Below are 17,787 nucleotides of genomic sequence, written 5' to 3'. Positions count from 1 at the left end.
ATTATACCTCTTCGCCTTGGGAAATTAGTTTAATAATTGCGGAGAAATCGGAATCACCCATACCTTGGTCAATAAAATGCTGATAAATAGCTGTTGCTTTGGCACCTAATGGAGTATTTACATTGACTGAGTGTGCTGAATCTTGACTGAGCAGCAAATCCTTAAGCATCATTGCTGCCGCAAATCCAGGTTTGTACTCGTTGTTGGCAGGAACATTTTCTAACACGCCGGCAACAGGTGCATATTTGGTCATCGCCCAGCATTGACCTGAAGCATTGCTTACCACTTCAAAGAGTTTTTGCGGGGACAATTGCAGTTGTTCTGCGAGAATAAAGGCTTCTGAAATGGCAATCATGGAGATCCCTAAAATCATGTTATTACATATTTTTGCTGCCTGCCCACTTCCTGCGCCGCCAGTATGAATTATTTTTTGCCCCATAGCTGCCAGGATAGGCTTCGCAGCATGAAACGCGTCTTCTTCGCCTCCAACCATGAACGTTAGTGTGGCTGCTCCTGCTCCGGCTACACCTCCAGAGACAGGCGCATCAACGACTTGCAGCTGGTGTTGTTTGGCCAGATTATGAAGTTCACGTGAACTGTTGACGTCTATGGTGGAGCAATCAATATATAAAGCGCCTTTTTTTGCGGTTTGGAACAGTCCATTAGCGCCGTGGCAAACGTTCAACACTTGTTGCCCATTTTGCAGCATCGTAATCAAGGCATCTTTTTCTTTGGCGACTTCCTGGGCGTTTTGCGCGATCAGGCCACCTGCTTGAGAAAAATGCTGTAAAGCAGATTGCTGTAGGTCATATCCAGTAACCTGATGTCCTGCTTTAACAAGATTGATAGCCATGGGTAAGCCCATATGCCCGAGTCCCACAAATCCTATTTTTGCCATTGAATTCTCCGTGTAATGTACCAATGTAGCCTGGGTGAAGGCGAAGCCGTAACCCGAGGGATTCCGTATGATAAACCCGGGTTACGCTGCGCTGCACCCAGGCTACATTAATTATTCTATTGCCTTAATCATGCGTTGGCATAATAAAAGCACTTTCGTTAATTTCACTCACAGGCCATTTACTGGTAACTGTTTTGCGTCGGGTATAGAAATTGATGCTTTCTTGTCCATGCATGTTGGTGTCACCAAAAGAAGAATGTTTCCAACCGCCAAAAGGATGATTGGCAACAGGGACAGGAATAGGAATGTTGATCCCCACCATGCCCACTTGTACGCGCTGGCTGTATTCACGAGCACTAAATCCATCGCGGGTGAAAATTGCAGTTCCATTGCCGTACTGGTTTCTATTGACTAAATCAAGCGCCTCATCAAAATGATTGACACGAACAATCACAAGAACTGGCCCGAAAATTTCATTTTGATAAATAGACATATCTTCATTAACATGATCAAACAAACACGGGCCCATGAAGAAGCCCTGTGGATGTTCAGAATGTTTAAATGCTCTGCCATCAATAATTAATTTTGCTCCTTCATTTACGCCTTTATCTACAGCTGCCAAGACTTTTTCTCGATGTGCTCCGCTGATCAATGGCCCCATATCGGTATTAGGTACATCACCTGCATTGATGTGCATCGCTTTGATTTGCGGTGTCATTTTTGCAATTAGAGCATCCGCTGTATGTTCGCCTACAGCAACAACCACAGAAATGGCCATGCATCGTTCGCCTGCGGAACCATATGCTGCACCCACAATCGCAGCAGCAGCTTGATCCAGATCCGCATCAGGCATTACGATACAATGGTTTTTTGCTCCACCAAATGTATGCGCGCGTTTTCCATAAGATGTTGCTGTAGTATAAATGTGTTGAGCAACCGGTGTAGAAGCAACCGCAGTAAAGGCAACAATATCTGGATGAGCGAGCAGATGGTCTACTGTCGTTTTATCACCATGCACGCAATTGGCAACGCCATTTGGAAGTCCTGCGTCACTTAATAATTCCAACAAACGGACAGGGGCAGAAGGATCTTGTTCCGAGGGTTTCAAGATAAAAGTGTTACCACAAGCAATCGCTGGAATCATCATCCATACTGGAACCATAACCGGGAAATTAAAAGGAGAAACGCCCGCACATACCCCTATGGGTTGTCTTAATGTATGACAATCAATCCCATTGGTTACGTCAGCGGAAAAATCTCCTTGAAGTTGATTGACCAGGCCGCAATGTAATTCCACTACTTCAATAGCTCGTGCTACAGAACCTTTGGCATCATCTAAAGTCTTACCATGTTCGCGGGTGATGATGCGTGCGAGATCCATTTGGTTTTTTTCTAATAAATCGCGGAACTTAAAAAGGATTCGTGCTCTTTTAATTGCTGGGGTTTGTGCCCATCCTATCCCTGCTTCTTTGGCAGTGGCAATTGCTTTATCACAAAGTGATTTGGACGCAAAATGAACTTGACCGACTACTTCTCCCAGAGCTGGATTATAAATAGCGTGGCTTGTAGTATCCTCAGTGATTAATTGGCCACCAATATAATGTTGAACAATATAGCTCATTAGCAAACTCCTTTTTATTATTTTTATCAAATTAAGTGATTATTGTAATTGTTTCATGGAATTATTTATACAATAATAACGAAGAGATTAGGACTAAAATAACCTCTTTTTGAATCGCTTTGCACCGGCGTTATTTTGAACTGGGGTAAGTAGTTAAGGAAATTAATCGATGGGAAAAGGAATTATTTTACGTGTACCTTATGGTACCGAATTACCACACGAAGTACTCCAGGCCTTAGAAATTCGCTTTCCTGGCTATATTCTAGAAACTTACCACCAGAAGCCCGATAATCACCGCAGTTATGAGCGACGGATTAATAGTTTTCGTAATGCGTTCTCCTTTCTTCTTGATGCATACCCACTACCGCCTCAGAGCAGCTTTTTAGCCAAAAGCACTTTGGAAGAATATGTAGGTGAATGTAAAGATAGTGCATTAGAAGCAAAGGGCTCACCGGATGAACTGCATGTAGAGTTGGAACGATATACTGCCAAATTACTGGAAGTGATTGCTTTGGTATGGGGTGTTTCTATTAAAGAAGCATTTGAGCTTTTGAACGAGGCGGAGCAGTATGACTTAATGCGTCATGGCCGCTATGATCTGGCAACATTAACGCCTATGAAGCTGGGAGAGGATGACTATATTATCCAGCTCGACGAGTCACTTCCTCCTTACTACGATCAATTTCTAAATGAATTAAAGCAAATAAAAAAAGAAAAATATCCGAAAACTCCACCCTGGTTTTATGCTCTTAATGAGTATCAACAAGCTTATTTTTGCAATCTGGATCGAGCAATCGAAAGCCCTACTGAAGTGGTTCATGATTTTAATGATTTCTTACTCAATTGGAAATCAATAAAAAAGAAAGCAATCAGTTTGGTTACAGACCTACAACAAATTGCTACGGGATCTTCACCGCTTCCTGCATGGTTTAATCAGCTGAGCCCGCATCTGCGAGAAATGATGCGAATTTTGGCGGCTGACCCTTATAATTTGGATAAAAACTTAAACCAGTTTAAAACGCTGCTCACCTCAGAGAATTTTAAGAGGGAATGCGCTGACACAGTGGGGCACATTTCAAGTATTCCACAATGGTATTGGGTATTACCTCATCATCAGCAGTTTTTCCTGGGGCATGTACTTAAAGAGTTTGAGCGGGAAGAAGATGCAGTTACCTTTTTATCCAGCCGCCATCGAACACTGCCTTTACCTGCAAATTATGCGGCTCACAGTTTATTGGCAGTAAGCCGTGAAGGAAAAATTCGTGAACTCTCCAAGAAGCGGTATCGCTCGAGCCATATTGCCACGCGTGATGGATTGGAATGGCCACAGGCAGTTCAACAGCGCCATAGCGATTCAAATCTTGCTAAAGTGATGGAGCATTCGAAGTCAGAGCAGCTTGCACTGTTACAAACGCTGATTAGTCCAATTCATGCAGCAGACTATGTGCCGAACTGGATAACGGATTATTTACCAACATTACCTCCGGATTTGGAGCTGTACAAATTAGCGCGAGCTGCTGTAGAACGGCGAGCAAAAACGCAAGCAATTCTCCAAAGCAATCACCCCTATAATATAGCAAAACGGATTTATTATACTCCGTCAAATGATAAAGACGGTTTGAATTTATTGGCTGTTGCGAAAAAATATGTTTCTTCGACCCCAGGGCTGCAGACGCTTTTGGAGCAATATAAAAGTGTTTTAGAGTCAAAACCAGGGACGGCAACGATTTTTGATTATGCTGGCAGAGAATTGTTTTTGAGTTCTTTGGAGCAGCTGATTATTTTGGCTATTGGTGGCTATTCTTATGGTTCTTGTGTGAGCGGCAAGGACAGGAAAGCGATTGAGCTTATTCACACTGATGCCATGATCCTTTATAAAGAACTCTATGGAAGCTGGCCTGTATTTGATGAACTTTCGGATAAAAAAAATCGCATTCGTTTTGTGTCCTTGGTCGCTGATTTGTATATGAGCCGCCATCAGCATGAACATGCAGGGCATAATGCGCCAGGATCCGAGGGAATAAAAACTCCTGATTGGTATTTACCAGAAGATATAGCCACTGAGATTACCAAACGCCTGGATAATGAGCGGGCGCTTAAAGAGGATGACCGGATTGCCACTGATAATGAAGTGAAAAATATTTTTATTGGCGGTTCTAAAAAAGTAAAAGAATATTTATTCCCTGGAAATACACTGCTTTGTCGTTTGGCTGCGCGACAATTAGGTAAAACAAATTGCAATCGGCTTTATGATGCCTTACATCCATTAATTAATGAAAAAAGCCTGTTTACTCCGATAGATTCAGGGTCACGGTGGTCTGCAGTATTTTTTCCTGAGCCGCCGACTAGCCCTGATGGAATACAGAAAATTTTTGATTTAATGCAGAATCCATCCGCTGGGAAAGATAATATTGTTCGGGTTGAAAAGATACTCCAAATTGCATTAGAGCGGCCCGAGTCAGACGAAAGCCGTACCGAGGCTACTAATTCAGTTTATGGTCGTTTACGCGCATTTTTAAGGCCAAATAATGACGCCCTTTTTCCTGAGTTAGTTGAAAAGACAGTAAAAGAATGGAGCGATTTGTTTACTAAGTCTAAAGAGTCATATCTTAATGAGGTAAATAGTTTATAAGGGAACGTTAGGATGAAGCAAAGCGCAAAGAAATAGGGGGTAGTATCAAACTAATTTCCGAGTTGCTCGCTTTGCTTCACTCAACTACAGTGGAGAAGCTTTAGGATTTTTTAATTAGAGTAAATGCTCAAGTCCATAGATTAATGTAGATAATCCTGTTACTTTCTGACATGACAAAACAATTCCAGGCATAAAACTACGTCGGTCAATGCAGTCATCCGTAATGGTTAGTGTTTCGCCTACACTACCAAAAATGACTTGTTGGCGGGCAATCACGCCAGGCAGACGCAAGGAATGAATATTGACCTCACAGTGTACTCCTCCGCGTGCACCAGGAATTAGTTCTTTAAGATGTAATTTGCTCTTAGGATTCTTTCGTGCTGCGGCAATCATTTCAGCAGTTTTTAAAGCAGTTCCAGATGGTGCATCTAGTTTTTGTTGATGATGTGCTTCAATAATTTCTACTTCAGGCAAGTATTCAGCAGCTTTGGCGGCAAAGAGCATCATCAAGACCGCACTTATAGAGAAGTTAGGAACAATAATTCCTCCCAGACGGCGGCTTTCACATAAAGCAGTTAATTCTTTAATTTGCTCAGGAAGCAGTCCAGATGTGCCAATAACAGGATGTGCACCGTGATTGATAATCGTGAGGCTATTTTGGTAAACACAATCTGCACGAGTCAGATCAATAACAATTTGCGCTTTAGTGTCTTTGATGGCTTGTGCCAAATCATCTTCTTTGCCAAGTTGTGCGACTAATTCAAATTCCTTATGGTTTTGCAGGGTTTCGCAGGCTAGGGAGCCCATTTTACCTTTGGACCCATTAACAATAACACGAGTTAACATAGTTCTCCTTTATGAAATAAGTTATTTTTTTTCTTTTGAGGGAGGATAGTGTGTTCGCCATGCCCAAATGGTTGCAAAAGGCCATCCAATCACTGTAGCTTGTAAGGCTAAGGAAACAAATGCTGCACCAGGATTATCATTCATTAAGAACACAATCCATGGAAAAAACACGGAAAGAAATAGCATAAACATTTTTTGTATGAAATTTGTCATATATGCTCCATACGTATTCAAATGATATATCGGGCTAGATATATCAACGAAAATAGTATCAACATCAGTGTGCTGATTAAAGCAATCTTGTTTTCATTATAGGACTATCAGCGCTTATTTTTCTACTTTTGATTTCCAGTTTTTATGTGCAATTACTGAACATGACTCAGAGTGCTTGCAAACAATCATTAAACATTGTACATTGTGCGCTCATTCTTAATGTGAATGATTTCATTTCCGGATATGACATTCAATATCTAACAAGGGTACTCTAATGAGAAGACAAGAGCTGCACCCACGCACTGCCGTTATTAATAAAGCTCAAAAAAATAAGTCTAAAAAGGCACGAACAGACGCATTATTGTGGCTCGCTGCAAATTTCCCTGCGGCATTTGATAATTCGTTACGAATCCGCCCGTTAAAAGTGGGAATTATGGATGATATTTTGCTTTTTGCGGATAAGGCAGAAGAAGTAGGTATTTCCAAAAGTAAATTAAGGGAAGCAGTAGTTTTGTTTACGCGTCGACTTGATTATTTGGCATGCTTAAAGCTGCGAGAAATGCGAGTTGATTTGTACGGGAATGAGAGCGGTGTAGTAACTGAAGAAGAAGCAGAACATGCCGCAGCCAAGATTAAAAAGCGTGTTGAAAAAAGTGTTAGAAATGCGCGTAAAATTCAGACAGAAAAAGCACCAGCTCAATCCAATTCGAATCAGCAAAACTCGAGTTTTCAAGCGAAAATAATGAGTCAATCACCCATGGCTGCAGAGGATCATTTTCCTACTTATCCAGCACGTTCTTCAACATACAATACGTTAAATGCACCGGCTCAACCGGCTAAGACAACGGCTGTAGTTGTGAAGCATAAAACAACAAAACAATATGATCCAGATGTTGTAGCACGTTTGAAAGAGAAACTGGGCTTGTCGCGAAATGAGAAAAAAGAAGAAATCACTGAATAGTTAATTGAATTTTTATAAATGCCTCGCTACGTACCGCGCTTTATGCCTGAGTGATCCCTAGAAATTTGTAAAATTTTAATGGATCTATCACCCTGCTCACTCCGTCATCCCTGCGTAGGCAGGGATCCATCCATCAAAATAGTTCATAACTCAATTTTGAGCGGGTGATGGGAATCGAACCCACGCCATCAGCTTGGGAAGCTGAGGTTCTACCATTGAACTACACCCGCAAAATAAATGGATGCGTATGCGGAGGTTCTACCCCGCAGTACACTTATTATAGATTACATTTAAACCCGAATAATCTCCATACTGTTTGTTCCACCTGCTGTGCCAATTACTCGGCCGCGAGTTAGTAAAACAAAGCTTTTCTTCTCCAAATGGCCTGTCTTTATTAATTCCTCAAGCACTTGTTGATTTAATGTTTCGGCAGCGAATTGATGATAATTCATGAATACCGGGAAAACATTATGGGCAAGGCACAAACGACCTATAGTTCGCTTATTAGCCGATACAGCGATAATAGGGACTGTACTTTGTTGACGTGATATCCATAGAGCGGTATCACCTGATTCTGTCAGGGTAATAATTGCCTGAATGGGAAAGTGATTGGCTGCGTGCATTGTTGCCATGGCAATTGCTTGATCCGCTCGGTGGTAATGACAAGTTTCATCCGTAGTGTGATAGTAAAAACTGGCATGTTTTTCAGCGCTTAAACAGATCCTATTAACCATGCTCAGAACTTTTACTGGAAACTGACCACTGGCTGTTTCTGCAGACAACATCACCGCGTCTGTTCCATCCAATATGGCATTGGCAACATCAGAAACTTCTGCCCGTGTAGGTTGAGGATTGTTAATCATCGATTCCATCATTTGTGTTGCCGTTATCACTACTTTGTCTAATCGACGGGCTTCGCCAATGATGTGTTTTTGAATCGCGGGTACTTCCGCAGCGCCGATTTCAACACCTAGATCGCCGCGGGCGACCATAATTGCATCTGCTTCCTGAATAATTTCAGTGAGGTATTGTAACGCTTCGGTGCGTTCAATTTTTGCAATAACGGGTATTTTTTTGCCAAATTGAGTCATAAGTGCACGGGTATGACGAATGTCTTCGGCATCTTTTACAAAGGATAAACTAATGTAGTCTACTTCCGCTTCAATGGCGGTGCGTAAATCACGTTTGTCTTTCTCCGTCATGGTTCTGGCTGCTAATCCACCACCCTTTCTATTTAGTCCTTTCAGATCACTTAAGATGCCACCTTCAACGACAACACAGTGAATTTTGGAGTTAGCAATGCTCTTGACCTCTAATTCAACTAAACCATCATTAAGCAGTAAGTGATCTCCTGGGGTCAGTTCACGCGATAGGCTCGGGTAAGCCACAGATACTTCATTCGTATCACCTAACAGTTCAGGGGCATTGCAATCCAAAGTAAAGGCTTGCCCCTCAACCAAAGTGATGGATTTATTTTTGAAGCGGCCAATGCGGATTTTGGGTCCTTGTAAATCAGCCATTACTGCCAATGGCCGATTTAATTCTTCAGCAATTCCTCGTACCAAAGCAATGAGCTGTAATGCAGAGGCATCTGCATGGGAAAAATTGATGCGTACCACATCAACACCTGCGGTTAACATAGCACGAAGTATTGCCGGATCACTACTGGATGGTCCTAAGGTGGCAACGATTTTAGTTTGTCTTAACATCTTTTGCTCGCTCCTGCAAAATGGCAACAGCTGGCAAGGTCTTTCCTTCCAAACACTCAAGAAATGCCCCACCTCCAGTGGAAACATAAGAAATTTGCTGGTTCAGATCATAAAGATCAATCGCTGCAAGCGTATCGCCACCACCAGCTATTGAAAATGCATCGCTTTCAGCAATTGCAATAGCCAATGCGCGCGTTCCATAGGCAAATTGTGCAAATTCAAAAACGCCAACCGGACCATTCCAAATGATGGTTTTGGCCTCGTTAATAATATCGACATACTCACTTACCGTTGTAGGACCGATGTCGAGAATCATGTCGTCAGAGGCAACATTTTGCAACGACTTGTTATAGGCCGGACAATGTTCGCTAAAGGATTTGCCTACCACAACATCACTGGGCAAAGGAATGTGGCACCCTTTTTCTTTAGCTAACTGGAGAATTTCACGTGCTTCTTGCAGCAGCTCTTCTTCATAAAGGGAGACGCCAATTTCAAATCCTTGTGCTTTGAGGAAGGTATTTGCAATACCGCCGCCAGGGATTAAATAATCAACAAGGGTAACTAACTGGCGTAACAAACTGAGCTTCGTAGAAACTTTGGCACCGCCAACAATTGCAACAATTGGTTTTTTGGGGGCAGCAAGCGCTTTTTCCAAAGCATCCAATTCGCGCACCAATAAAGGGCCTGCAACGGCAATGGCTGCATACTGAGCTACACCGTACGTTGAGGCTTGGGCTCTATGGGCTGTACCAAAAGCATCCATAACAAAGACATCACAGAGGCTGGCAAGTTTTTTTGCCAGCTGCTCGTCATTATTTTTTTCACCAACATTAAAGCGTACGTTTTCACAAACCACGAGTTCACCTGGTTTAACATCCACACCATTGAGGTAATCACTTACGAAATGAACAGGATAGTCCAAGTTTTCCTGCAAGTATTCTGCAATGGGTTGCATGGAAAAACGCCGTTCTATTTTTCCCTCTTCGGGGCGCCCTAAATGAGATAAGACCATAACTGCAGCGCCAGCAGCCAAGGCAGCTTTCAAAGTGGGTAGGGCTGCCTGTAATCGTTGATCACTGGTAATCATTCCATCTTTGATTGGAACATTCAAATCTTCGCGAATTAGCACCCGTTTTCCAGACAGGTCTACATCGCTCATTTGTATCAGATTCATCAGTTATCTCCAAACTGGGGTTTTAGCAACTCATCATTTGCTGTGCTGTATCCAGCATACGATTAGAAAAGCCCCATTCATTATCATACCATGCGACTATTTTTACGAGATTGCCGAACACCTTGGTTTGTGTAGTATCAAAAATAGACGATGCCGGGTTATGATTAAAATCGCAGGATACTAAAGGATTATCATTGATTTGTAAGATGCGACTTTTTGCTTGGCGTACAATGTCATTCACTTCTTGTACAGTGGTTTCACGCTTTGCGGTAAAGGTCAAATCAATCACAGAAACATTCAGAACCGGGACACGCATTGCAAAGCCATCAAGTTTCCCTGCTAATTCAGGTAACACCAAGCCTACAGCTGCTGCTGCCCCAGTTTTTGTTGGGATAATCGAGTGAGCTGCTGCACGAGCGCGACGTAAATCCTCATGGCTTCCATCCAAAAGCATTTGATCATTGGTATAGGCATGAACAGTATTCAATAAGCCGTGTTCAATACCTAAAACATCATTTAATGGTTTTACAACAGGTGCCAAGCAATTGGTGGTGCATGACGCATTAGAAACGATGAGGTCCGATGCTTTAAGTGTTTGATGGTTCACTCCATAAACGATGGTTGCATCCACGTTTTTTCCTGGAGCGGAAATCAATACTTTTTTCGCACCAGCAGTAATGTGTTGCATTGCTTTTTCTCGTTCAGTAAAGAAACCGGTACACTCTAAAACTAAATCAATGTTTAGTTCTTTCCAGGGGAGATTCTGCGGATTACGCTCGGCAATGATTTTGATTGCATGGCCATCAATCACGAGCATGTCGCCTTCAACTTTCACATCGGATGTGAAACGGCCATGTGTTGTGTCATAGCGGGTCAAATGCGCTGTAGTCTCAATGGCGGATAAGTCATTGATCGCAACGATTTCAAATTCATTTTGTTTTTTGGATTCAAAAATTGCCCTTAGGATACAACGGCCAATGCGACCGTAGCCATTAATCGCGACACGTATTGTCATATCACTTCTCTCCAATTTTAGTAATGAGTTACTTATCTCAAGTTAAGCTTCTAATCTTGTCTCACTGCCATTAAGTTAAGGATTTTTGTCATTCCCGCGAAGGTGGGAATCTATTCTTAAAGTGGCACTATGCCGCGCTAGAAATGGGTTCCCGCCTTCGTTACTTAACTTCATAGCAGTGAATCGCAGCCTGGGTAAAGACAAAGCCGTAACCCGAGATGTATGAGCGTTTCCCGGGTTACGCTTCGCTTCACCCAGGCTACAAATTCTTTAATAATGTTTTTGTACTAATTTTTCCAAAGTTTTAATTATATGCTCTACCGTAATATCCAGATATTGATAGGCTTGATTTGCTGGAGCCGAGACGCCAAAACGATCCAGACCAATTACTGCACCGTGTAAGCCAACAAATTGATACCAATAAGCCGAACTGGCTGCTTCAATTGCGATACGCGTGTGAATGTTTTGGGGCAATACCTCATCTTTATAACTTTGGTCTTGCTCCAGAAACCGTTCTGCACAAGGCATGGAAACGACTCTCACTTTAAGCCCGCGTGTTTTCACTTGTGCTGCAGCAGCAAGTGCCAGTTGAACTTCCGAGCCCGTAGCAATCAAGATGGCATCAGGAGTGCCTTCGCAATCCATAATGATATAACCCCCTTTTTTAATTAATTCTGCTGCGCTTGCACTGTGGGGCAATGCCGGTAAATTTTGTCTTGAAAGCAGTAAGGATGTTGGACCATTATGATGCTCCAAAGCGAGTTTCCATGCAACGGCTGTTTCCATTAAATCTGCAGGACGCCACACACTCATACCTGGAGTCATCCGCAACATGGACGCATGCTCAACTGGTTGATGTGTTGGACCGTCTTCACCTAAGCCAATCGAATCATGAGTAAAGACATAAATAACGCGTTGTTTCATTAAAGCGCTTAAACGTACCGCATTGCGCGCATAGTCGGCAAAAACCAGGAACGTTCCGCCATAAGGAATAAATCCTCCATGGACCGCGATACCATTCATGATGGCTGCCATCCCAAATTCCCGTACGCCATAATACAGGTAATTCCCTGTAAAGTCCCCGCCAGTAATGGCCTTGCTGCCGGACCAATCGGTATTATTGGAACCGGTTAAATCTGCGGAGCCGCCAAGCATTTCAGGCAGCATGCGGGCAAAATGTTCGATGCATTGTTGAGAAGCCTTACGTGTCGCAATGGCTTTGTCATTACTGCGGCACTGCTCAAAAAATGCATGGCTTTGGCTTTGCCAATCATCGGGAAGATCGCCATTGATACGGCGTAAGAATTCATGATGTTCTTGAGGATAGTGTTGTTGGTATTCATTCAAAAGCATTAACCATTGTTGCTCTTCTTTTTCCCCTTGTTCCGCATGATTCCATTGTTGATAAATGGTATCCGGGATAACAAAAGGCTCATGGTTCCATTTAAAAAATTCGCGTACCTTGGCAACGTCTTTGGCACCTAATGCAGAGCCATGAGCTTTTTCACTACCAGCTACGGAAGAACCGAGTCCGATTACTGTTTTGCAGATAATCAGCGTGGGTTGCGTGGTATTGGCTTGCGCCTTAAGAATGGCTTGCTCAATCGCATCCATATCGTGGCCGTTAACTGCCTCGATGACATGCCATTGATAGGCTCTAAAGCGTTGTGCTGTATCATCAGTAAACCAAGATTCGACTTTACCATCAATAGAAATTCCATTGTCATCATAGAAAACAATCAGCTTTCCTAAACCCAAAGTACCCGCCAGCGAACACGCTTCATGAGAAATACCTTCCATGAGACAGCCATCACCAGTAAAGGCATAGGTATAGTGATCCACCAGATGCAAATCATCGCGATTGAAGTGAGTTGCAAGAACGCGTTCTGCCAAAGCCATGCCTACTGCATTGGCTAAGCCTTGCCCTAAAGGACCGGTAGTGGTTTCTACTCCAGGAGTGTGGCCAAACTCTGGGTGCCCCGGCGTTTTCGAATTGAGTTGACGAAAATGCTTCAGATCATCTAATGAGAGGTTGTAGCCGCTCAGATGCAGCAATGAATAAATCAGCATGGAACCATGCCCATTGGATAATACAAAACGATCGCGGTTAAACCAATGAGGATTTTTCGGATTGTGTTTTAAAAACTTCTTCCATAAAACGGTGGCAATATCAGCCATGCCTAACGGCATTCCTGGATGTCCTGACTGGGCTTGTTCTACTGCGTCTACACTTAACATGCGAATGGCATTAGCTAATTCTTTGGAAAGATTCATGAGTTCTCTTGTACACTTAACTAGGTGTGCTATTGTCGCTCAGAAGACATGAATCAGCAAGAAAACAACTTCATTTTTGACTATTTTTTTTCAAAAAGATTGAATTTTGCTCCATTGTCATATTTTATGAGCATGCTAACGATAAATTAACCTAACTATAATTATAGCTCGAATCAGGCAAATCATGGAGGGCTTGCTGATGAAAACATCACCTTTAGTCTTGCCAAATACTCACGCATAGAAACAATAAAAAATGTAAACAGTTCATAAATTTTCTTTTTGTACAGATTTATATATAATCAGGTCTATTTTTTTACTTTTAAAGTTATTTATAGACAGTAAGCGAATGATTAATATAATATTGTCTATTTGATATCCCAAAAATATATTTTAGGACATCATGACCCCACTAATTCGACATTTGCATGAAACCTTTCCTGAGCTCTCTCTTGCTCAGGCTGAAAATCCTTTGAATTGGACGTTCACCGAAAATATTAAAAAATTAGGTCCTGATTTTTATCGTCAAATCATTCCGATGCATTTAGTGATGAACCTGGAATATAGTCTTTTGAGGCAACAACTCAGGGCTAAATTTCTCTCTCCAAAACTCATAGATAGGAAAGAACTACGCGAACAATTGATTGCTGCATTGATGATGGCTGAACTCTTGGAGCACATCTATCAATACTACATGGACATACCAAGAGAAGTGCTTAGCTTGCGCGCGCAACAAAATCTGTACCGTGAATTATTGGCAGAACTTATTCCCAGTTTTCCTCAAAAGCCAAAAGAACCCCCTGAAAATTTTTCCTTCACCCAAGAATTACGCAATATCATCCTGGACATCAATTTATGGCGTCTTTTCATTGTTCGTTCAAAACGCGCATTGGATCTTCTTGCTTTGGTGCATACAGAATCACAATCATACCTTCGTTTTGTAAAAATCATGGATGCAGCAATGGATCCGTTTCTTATGCACTTGGCCTGGTTTTTTTGGTTACCACGTCTGGCAGTGAATTTCTATTCTTTATTGAAGCATACTATTCCTGGTTGGTGGATGGATGAGCACGAAAAGTCATTAGGCTGGATGGTGCGCTTTAGTGCGCAAATTAAACGGCGCTATTTTGAATTTGGGAATGATATTGTTTGGGTTAGTTCAGGTCTGATTAATACGTTTTATTTAACCGGAGCATTAGCTCCTTTTGCATTCTACGTATCCCTTGCTGTTTTTGCTTTTGATGTCATTTGGGCGATGACCCGGGCTTATGTTGAGTTGAGTCGTTTGTATGAACTGCGCTCGCAATACACCGCGATGCTCGACAAACCGCATACCCTAAAAGAGGAACGCCAAATAAAAGAACATCTTAAAGCCATAGATAAGCAAATCGCTTTAGAACAGTTTCGTTTAGGCTCACATGTCGCGACTACGGTCTTTATTTTTTTAGGGATGTGTATGGCTCTTCCCGTATTTGCCGTGAATCCGATTTTACCGTTCATTGGGGCGCTTATCCTAGTTACAGTTTGTCTTGTTAATTTTGCCCTTACCGAAGAAGTAGCCAACAGGCGGCCTAGGGATACCCTAGATCGTTCCTCCGCATTATCCAGACTAGGTCTTTTTAGCACTAAAGCGCCGCCTACTGTAGATTTGGATGTCACTCCTGAGCATGATGAGGAAGATATGGATCCAGATATGGCACTATGTTGTATTTAATTTCCTGAGAATGGCCTATATCGATGATTTCATTGAGGTATAGAGGCTTTGTGAATTGAATGCTATGCTTTAGGTCTTGTATCTATTTTTGAAGGTAAAGCATGTCAGTAACTGTAGGACTACCCCAATTTAGCCGTATCGATGTCAATCATTTTCAATCTCATCTGGATGCCATGTTAAAAAAACATTTGGAACAGGTTGAGCGCTTACTCAAAGAAAATCCTCATTATACCTGGGACAACCTAATGTATCCCTTGGATGATATGGCCGATGAGCTGGAACGTTTTTGGTCGCCGATGTCTCATTTGCATGGAGTCATGGATTCGCCTGAGTTACGCAAATGCTATGATGCGTGTTTGCCGCTCCTCTCCGCTTATGAATCAGCAATGGGTCATAATCATGAATTGTATGAGGCCATTAAATCAATTGACCAACATGCACTGGATCCAGTGCAACAAAAGTTGATTGCCGATAGTTTGCGTGATTTTGAATTGTCAGGGGTTGCTCTGGGCAAGGAACATAAAAAACGCTTTGAAGCAATTCAGACGCGTCTGGATGAGTTAACCAATAAATTTGAACATAATATTTTGGATGCAACCCAAGCATTTACCTTACATATTAAAGATTCAGCACGTTTGGCAGGGCTGCCCGAGCATGCTTTAAATACTGCGAAAGAAGTTGCTGCGGAAAAAGGTCTTGGGGGGCATGTATTGACTTTGGAATACCCTTGTTACCAAGCAGTGATGACTTATGCTGAAGATCGTGCGTTACGCGAAGAAATGTACCAAGCCTTTATTACCCGAGCTTCAGATCAAGGTCCTAATGCTGGAACTTATGACAATACGCCTTTGATTCAGGAAATTCTGGCATTACGTCATGAAAAAGCCAAACTTTTAGGGTTTAACAACTATGCAGAACTGTCGCTTGCGACAAAAATGGCAGAATCAACCAGCCAAGTCAGGGATTTTATGGATGATTTGGTTCAGCGCATCCACACGCAAGCAACAACAGAGTTCGAGCAATTGCGGCAATTTGCTGAAGAAAAATTTAAGCTTAAACCCGTAAAGCCTTGGGACGTAGCGTATTTGTCTGAAAAGCGAAGACAAGCTTTATTTGCCCTGTCACAGGAGGATTTACGGCCCTATTTTCCTCAACCTAAGGTCATGCAGGGTGTATTTGATCTCGTTAAAAAGCTTTATGGGATGTCCATTGAAGAAGTAAAGGGCGTGGATATTTGGCATAAAGACGTCCAATGCTATTGCGTGGTCGATGAACATGGTACGGTTCGCGGTTATGTGTTTACGGATTTATTTGCCAGGCCGAACAAACACAGCGGTGCATGGATGGATTCATTACAAAGCCGCAGAAGGTTGGAGAATGGCAAAGTACAATTACCCATCGCAACCTTGACCTGTAATTTTGCCAAGGCATCAGCTAATAAGCCTGCGATGTTATCGCATGAAGAAGTGGTCACTTTATTCCATGAATTTGGCCATTGCTTGCATCACGTTTTAACTCAGGTCGATTATCTGGGTGCATCCGGAATTAATGGGGTAGAGTGGGATGCGGTAGAATTACCCAGTCAATTTTTTGAAAATTGGTGTTGGGAGAAGAGTGGTTTGGACGTGTTGACCGCGCATGTAGACACCGGTGAGCCGCTTCCCGAGTCTCTTTTTGAACGCTTGATTGCCGCAAAAAATTTCCAATCGGCAATGGCAATGTTACGGCAGATGGAATTTTCCATATTCGATTTTCGTATCCATCAAGAGTATACGCCCAAGCAGGATTCCTTCGTTGAAAATATCCTCGCTGACGTACGTGCTAAAACCAGTGTGATTCCCGTTGTCCCCTACAATCGTTTTCCGCAGAGCTTTAGCCATATATTTGGGGGCGGATATGCTGCAGGGTACTACAGTTACAGTTGGGCAGAAGTTTTATCGAGCGATGCGTTTTCCCGTTTTGAAGAGGAAGGGGTATTAAATCCAAAAACAGGGCACGATTTCCTGCATTGCATTTTGGAAGCAGGCAGCTCGAAAAAAGCAGCCGAAGCGTACAAAGAATTCCGAGGCCGCCCGGCAACGGTTGATGCCTTATTACGTCACAACGGCATTCAAGGCTAAAGCAAAGCCTGGGAAGGGCAAAAGCCCTAACCCAGGAAAGCATTCTCTGAATTTTCAAAAGAAAGCTGCTCATCGGCACACATTTTATGTTATACTTAAAATGTACAAAGGGGGCGACCTGGCTTCGACGTGGGTTGCAAAACCAGAGGTGCATGCCGAGAATGAGAACTCTCGTAAATCAGACTCAACTAAATATAAATGCAAACGATGAAAACTTTGCTGGTGGGGAAGCTATTGCTGCCTAATAAGCACTTTAGTTAAACCATCACTGTGTACTGGCCAATAAACCCAGTATCCCGTTCGACCGAGCCCGCTTATCGGTATCGAATCAACGGTCATAAGAGATAAGCTAGCGTCCTAATCTCTCCCGGATTAAGATGCGAAATTCAGGGAATCGCTGTGTAGTATCCTGCCCGTCGGAGAATGCACAGTTAAATCAAAAGACACGGCTACGCATGTAGAGCTGAAGGCAGAGGATTTGCGGACGCGGGTTCGATTCCCGCCGCCTCCACCAACTAACCTTATGATTTATAATAAAAAAAACAATTTTTTTTATTTTGCGGCACCATAACGGCACTATTTACTGTTTTGGTACTGTCCTCAATTAGCTTGA

The 17,787-nt window shown here is 42.6% G+C and carries 12 protein-coding genes, 1 tRNA gene and 1 other RNA gene; 5 read left to right on the top strand and 9 right to left on the bottom strand.

The genetic code is table 11. The annotated features are described in order from the left end of the window. Position 1 precedes the first annotated feature (1 nt). Positions 2-898 carry a 3-hydroxyisobutyrate dehydrogenase gene (gene mmsB, locus DY223_RS16080; RefSeq protein WP_058458378.1) on the bottom strand — a complete coding sequence of 299 codons (897 nt, stop codon included), beginning with the start codon at positions 896-898 and terminating at the stop codon, positions 2-4. A gap of 124 nt (positions 899-1,022) precedes the next feature. Continuing rightward, positions 1,023-2,519: a CoA-acylating methylmalonate-semialdehyde dehydrogenase gene (locus DY223_RS16075; protein ID WP_058458379.1), complete on the bottom strand. Its 1,497-nt coding sequence runs from the start codon at positions 2,517-2,519 to the stop codon at positions 1,023-1,025. Between the two features lie 169 nt (positions 2,520-2,688). Here DY223_RS16075 and DY223_RS16070 point away from each other — a divergent pair, with 169 nt between their 5' ends. Next, positions 2,689-5,151 (top strand): hypothetical protein, encoded by a 2,463-nt coding sequence (locus DY223_RS16070; RefSeq protein WP_058458380.1) that lies wholly within the window; start codon positions 2,689-2,691, stop codon positions 5,149-5,151. A gap of 114 nt (positions 5,152-5,265) precedes the next feature. Here the strand turns inward: DY223_RS16070 and dapB are convergent, their stop codons facing one another. Beyond that, the gene (dapB, locus tag DY223_RS16065; protein ID WP_058458381.1) at positions 5,266-5,997 is read right to left on the bottom strand and encodes a 4-hydroxy-tetrahydrodipicolinate reductase; all 732 of its coding nucleotides are present in this window, start codon (positions 5,995-5,997) and stop codon (positions 5,266-5,268) included. 21 nt (positions 5,998-6,018) lie between these two features. Beyond that, positions 6,019-6,210 carry a hypothetical protein gene (locus DY223_RS16060; RefSeq protein WP_058458382.1) on the bottom strand — a complete coding sequence of 64 codons (192 nt, stop codon included), beginning with the start codon at positions 6,208-6,210 and terminating at the stop codon, positions 6,019-6,021. Positions 6,211-6,484: 274 nt separating this feature from the next. Between DY223_RS16060 and DY223_RS16055 the strand changes: the two genes are divergently transcribed. Next, positions 6,485-7,171 carry a ProQ/FinO family protein gene (locus DY223_RS16055; RefSeq protein ID WP_058458383.1) on the top strand — a complete coding sequence of 229 codons (687 nt, stop codon included), beginning with the start codon at positions 6,485-6,487 and terminating at the stop codon, positions 7,169-7,171. Positions 7,172-7,330: 159 nt separating this feature from the next. On the opposite strand, the gene DY223_RS16050 is transcribed toward DY223_RS16055, so the two are convergent. The 5 genes from DY223_RS16050 to tkt form a co-directional block, all read right to left on the bottom strand. Beyond that, positions 7,331-7,401: transfer RNA gene (locus tag DY223_RS16050), tRNA-Gly, on the bottom strand. Positions 7,402-7,461: 60 nt separating this feature from the next. After that, positions 7,462-8,880, bottom strand: a complete 1,419-nt coding sequence (pyk, locus tag DY223_RS16045; RefSeq protein WP_058458384.1) for a pyruvate kinase — start codon at positions 8,878-8,880, stop codon at positions 7,462-7,464. Further along, positions 8,864-10,054, bottom strand: a complete 1,191-nt coding sequence (locus DY223_RS16040; RefSeq protein WP_058458385.1) for a phosphoglycerate kinase — start codon at positions 10,052-10,054, stop codon at positions 8,864-8,866. The genes pyk and DY223_RS16040 overlap by 17 nt, the downstream gene beginning before the upstream one ends. 22 nt (positions 10,055-10,076) lie before the next feature. Continuing rightward, positions 10,077-11,069 (bottom strand): type I glyceraldehyde-3-phosphate dehydrogenase, encoded by a 993-nt coding sequence (gene gap, locus DY223_RS16035; protein ID WP_058458386.1) that lies wholly within the window; start codon positions 11,067-11,069, stop codon positions 10,077-10,079. A gap of 270 nt (positions 11,070-11,339) precedes the next feature. After that, complete coding sequence (gene tkt, locus DY223_RS16030; RefSeq protein ID WP_058458387.1) at positions 11,340-13,343, bottom strand: transketolase; 2,004 nt, start codon at positions 13,341-13,343, stop codon at positions 11,340-11,342. A 400-nt stretch (positions 13,344-13,743) separates the two neighbouring features. Between tkt and DY223_RS16025 the strand changes: the two genes are divergently transcribed. The 3 genes from DY223_RS16025 (at position 13,744) to ssrA (ending at position 17,688) form a co-directional block, all read left to right on the top strand. Beyond that, positions 13,744-15,054, top strand: a complete 1,311-nt coding sequence (locus tag DY223_RS16025; RefSeq protein ID WP_058458388.1) for a hypothetical protein — start codon at positions 13,744-13,746, stop codon at positions 15,052-15,054. 101 nt (positions 15,055-15,155) lie between these two features. Beyond that, positions 15,156-17,174, top strand: a complete 2,019-nt coding sequence (locus DY223_RS16020; RefSeq protein WP_058458389.1) for a M3 family metallopeptidase — start codon at positions 15,156-15,158, stop codon at positions 17,172-17,174. A 109-nt stretch (positions 17,175-17,283) separates the two neighbouring features. Next, positions 17,284-17,688, top strand: a transfer-messenger RNA (tmRNA) gene (ssrA, locus tag DY223_RS16015). Positions 17,689-17,787 lie beyond the last annotated feature (99 nt).

Origin of the sequence: Legionella bozemanae (assembly GCF_900450575.1) — a bacterium.
Lineage (GTDB): Bacteria > Pseudomonadota > Gammaproteobacteria > Legionellales > Legionellaceae > Legionella > Legionella bozemanae.
Note: the sequence above shows the minus strand (reverse complement) of the source record. Positions and strands in the feature narration are given on the sequence as shown.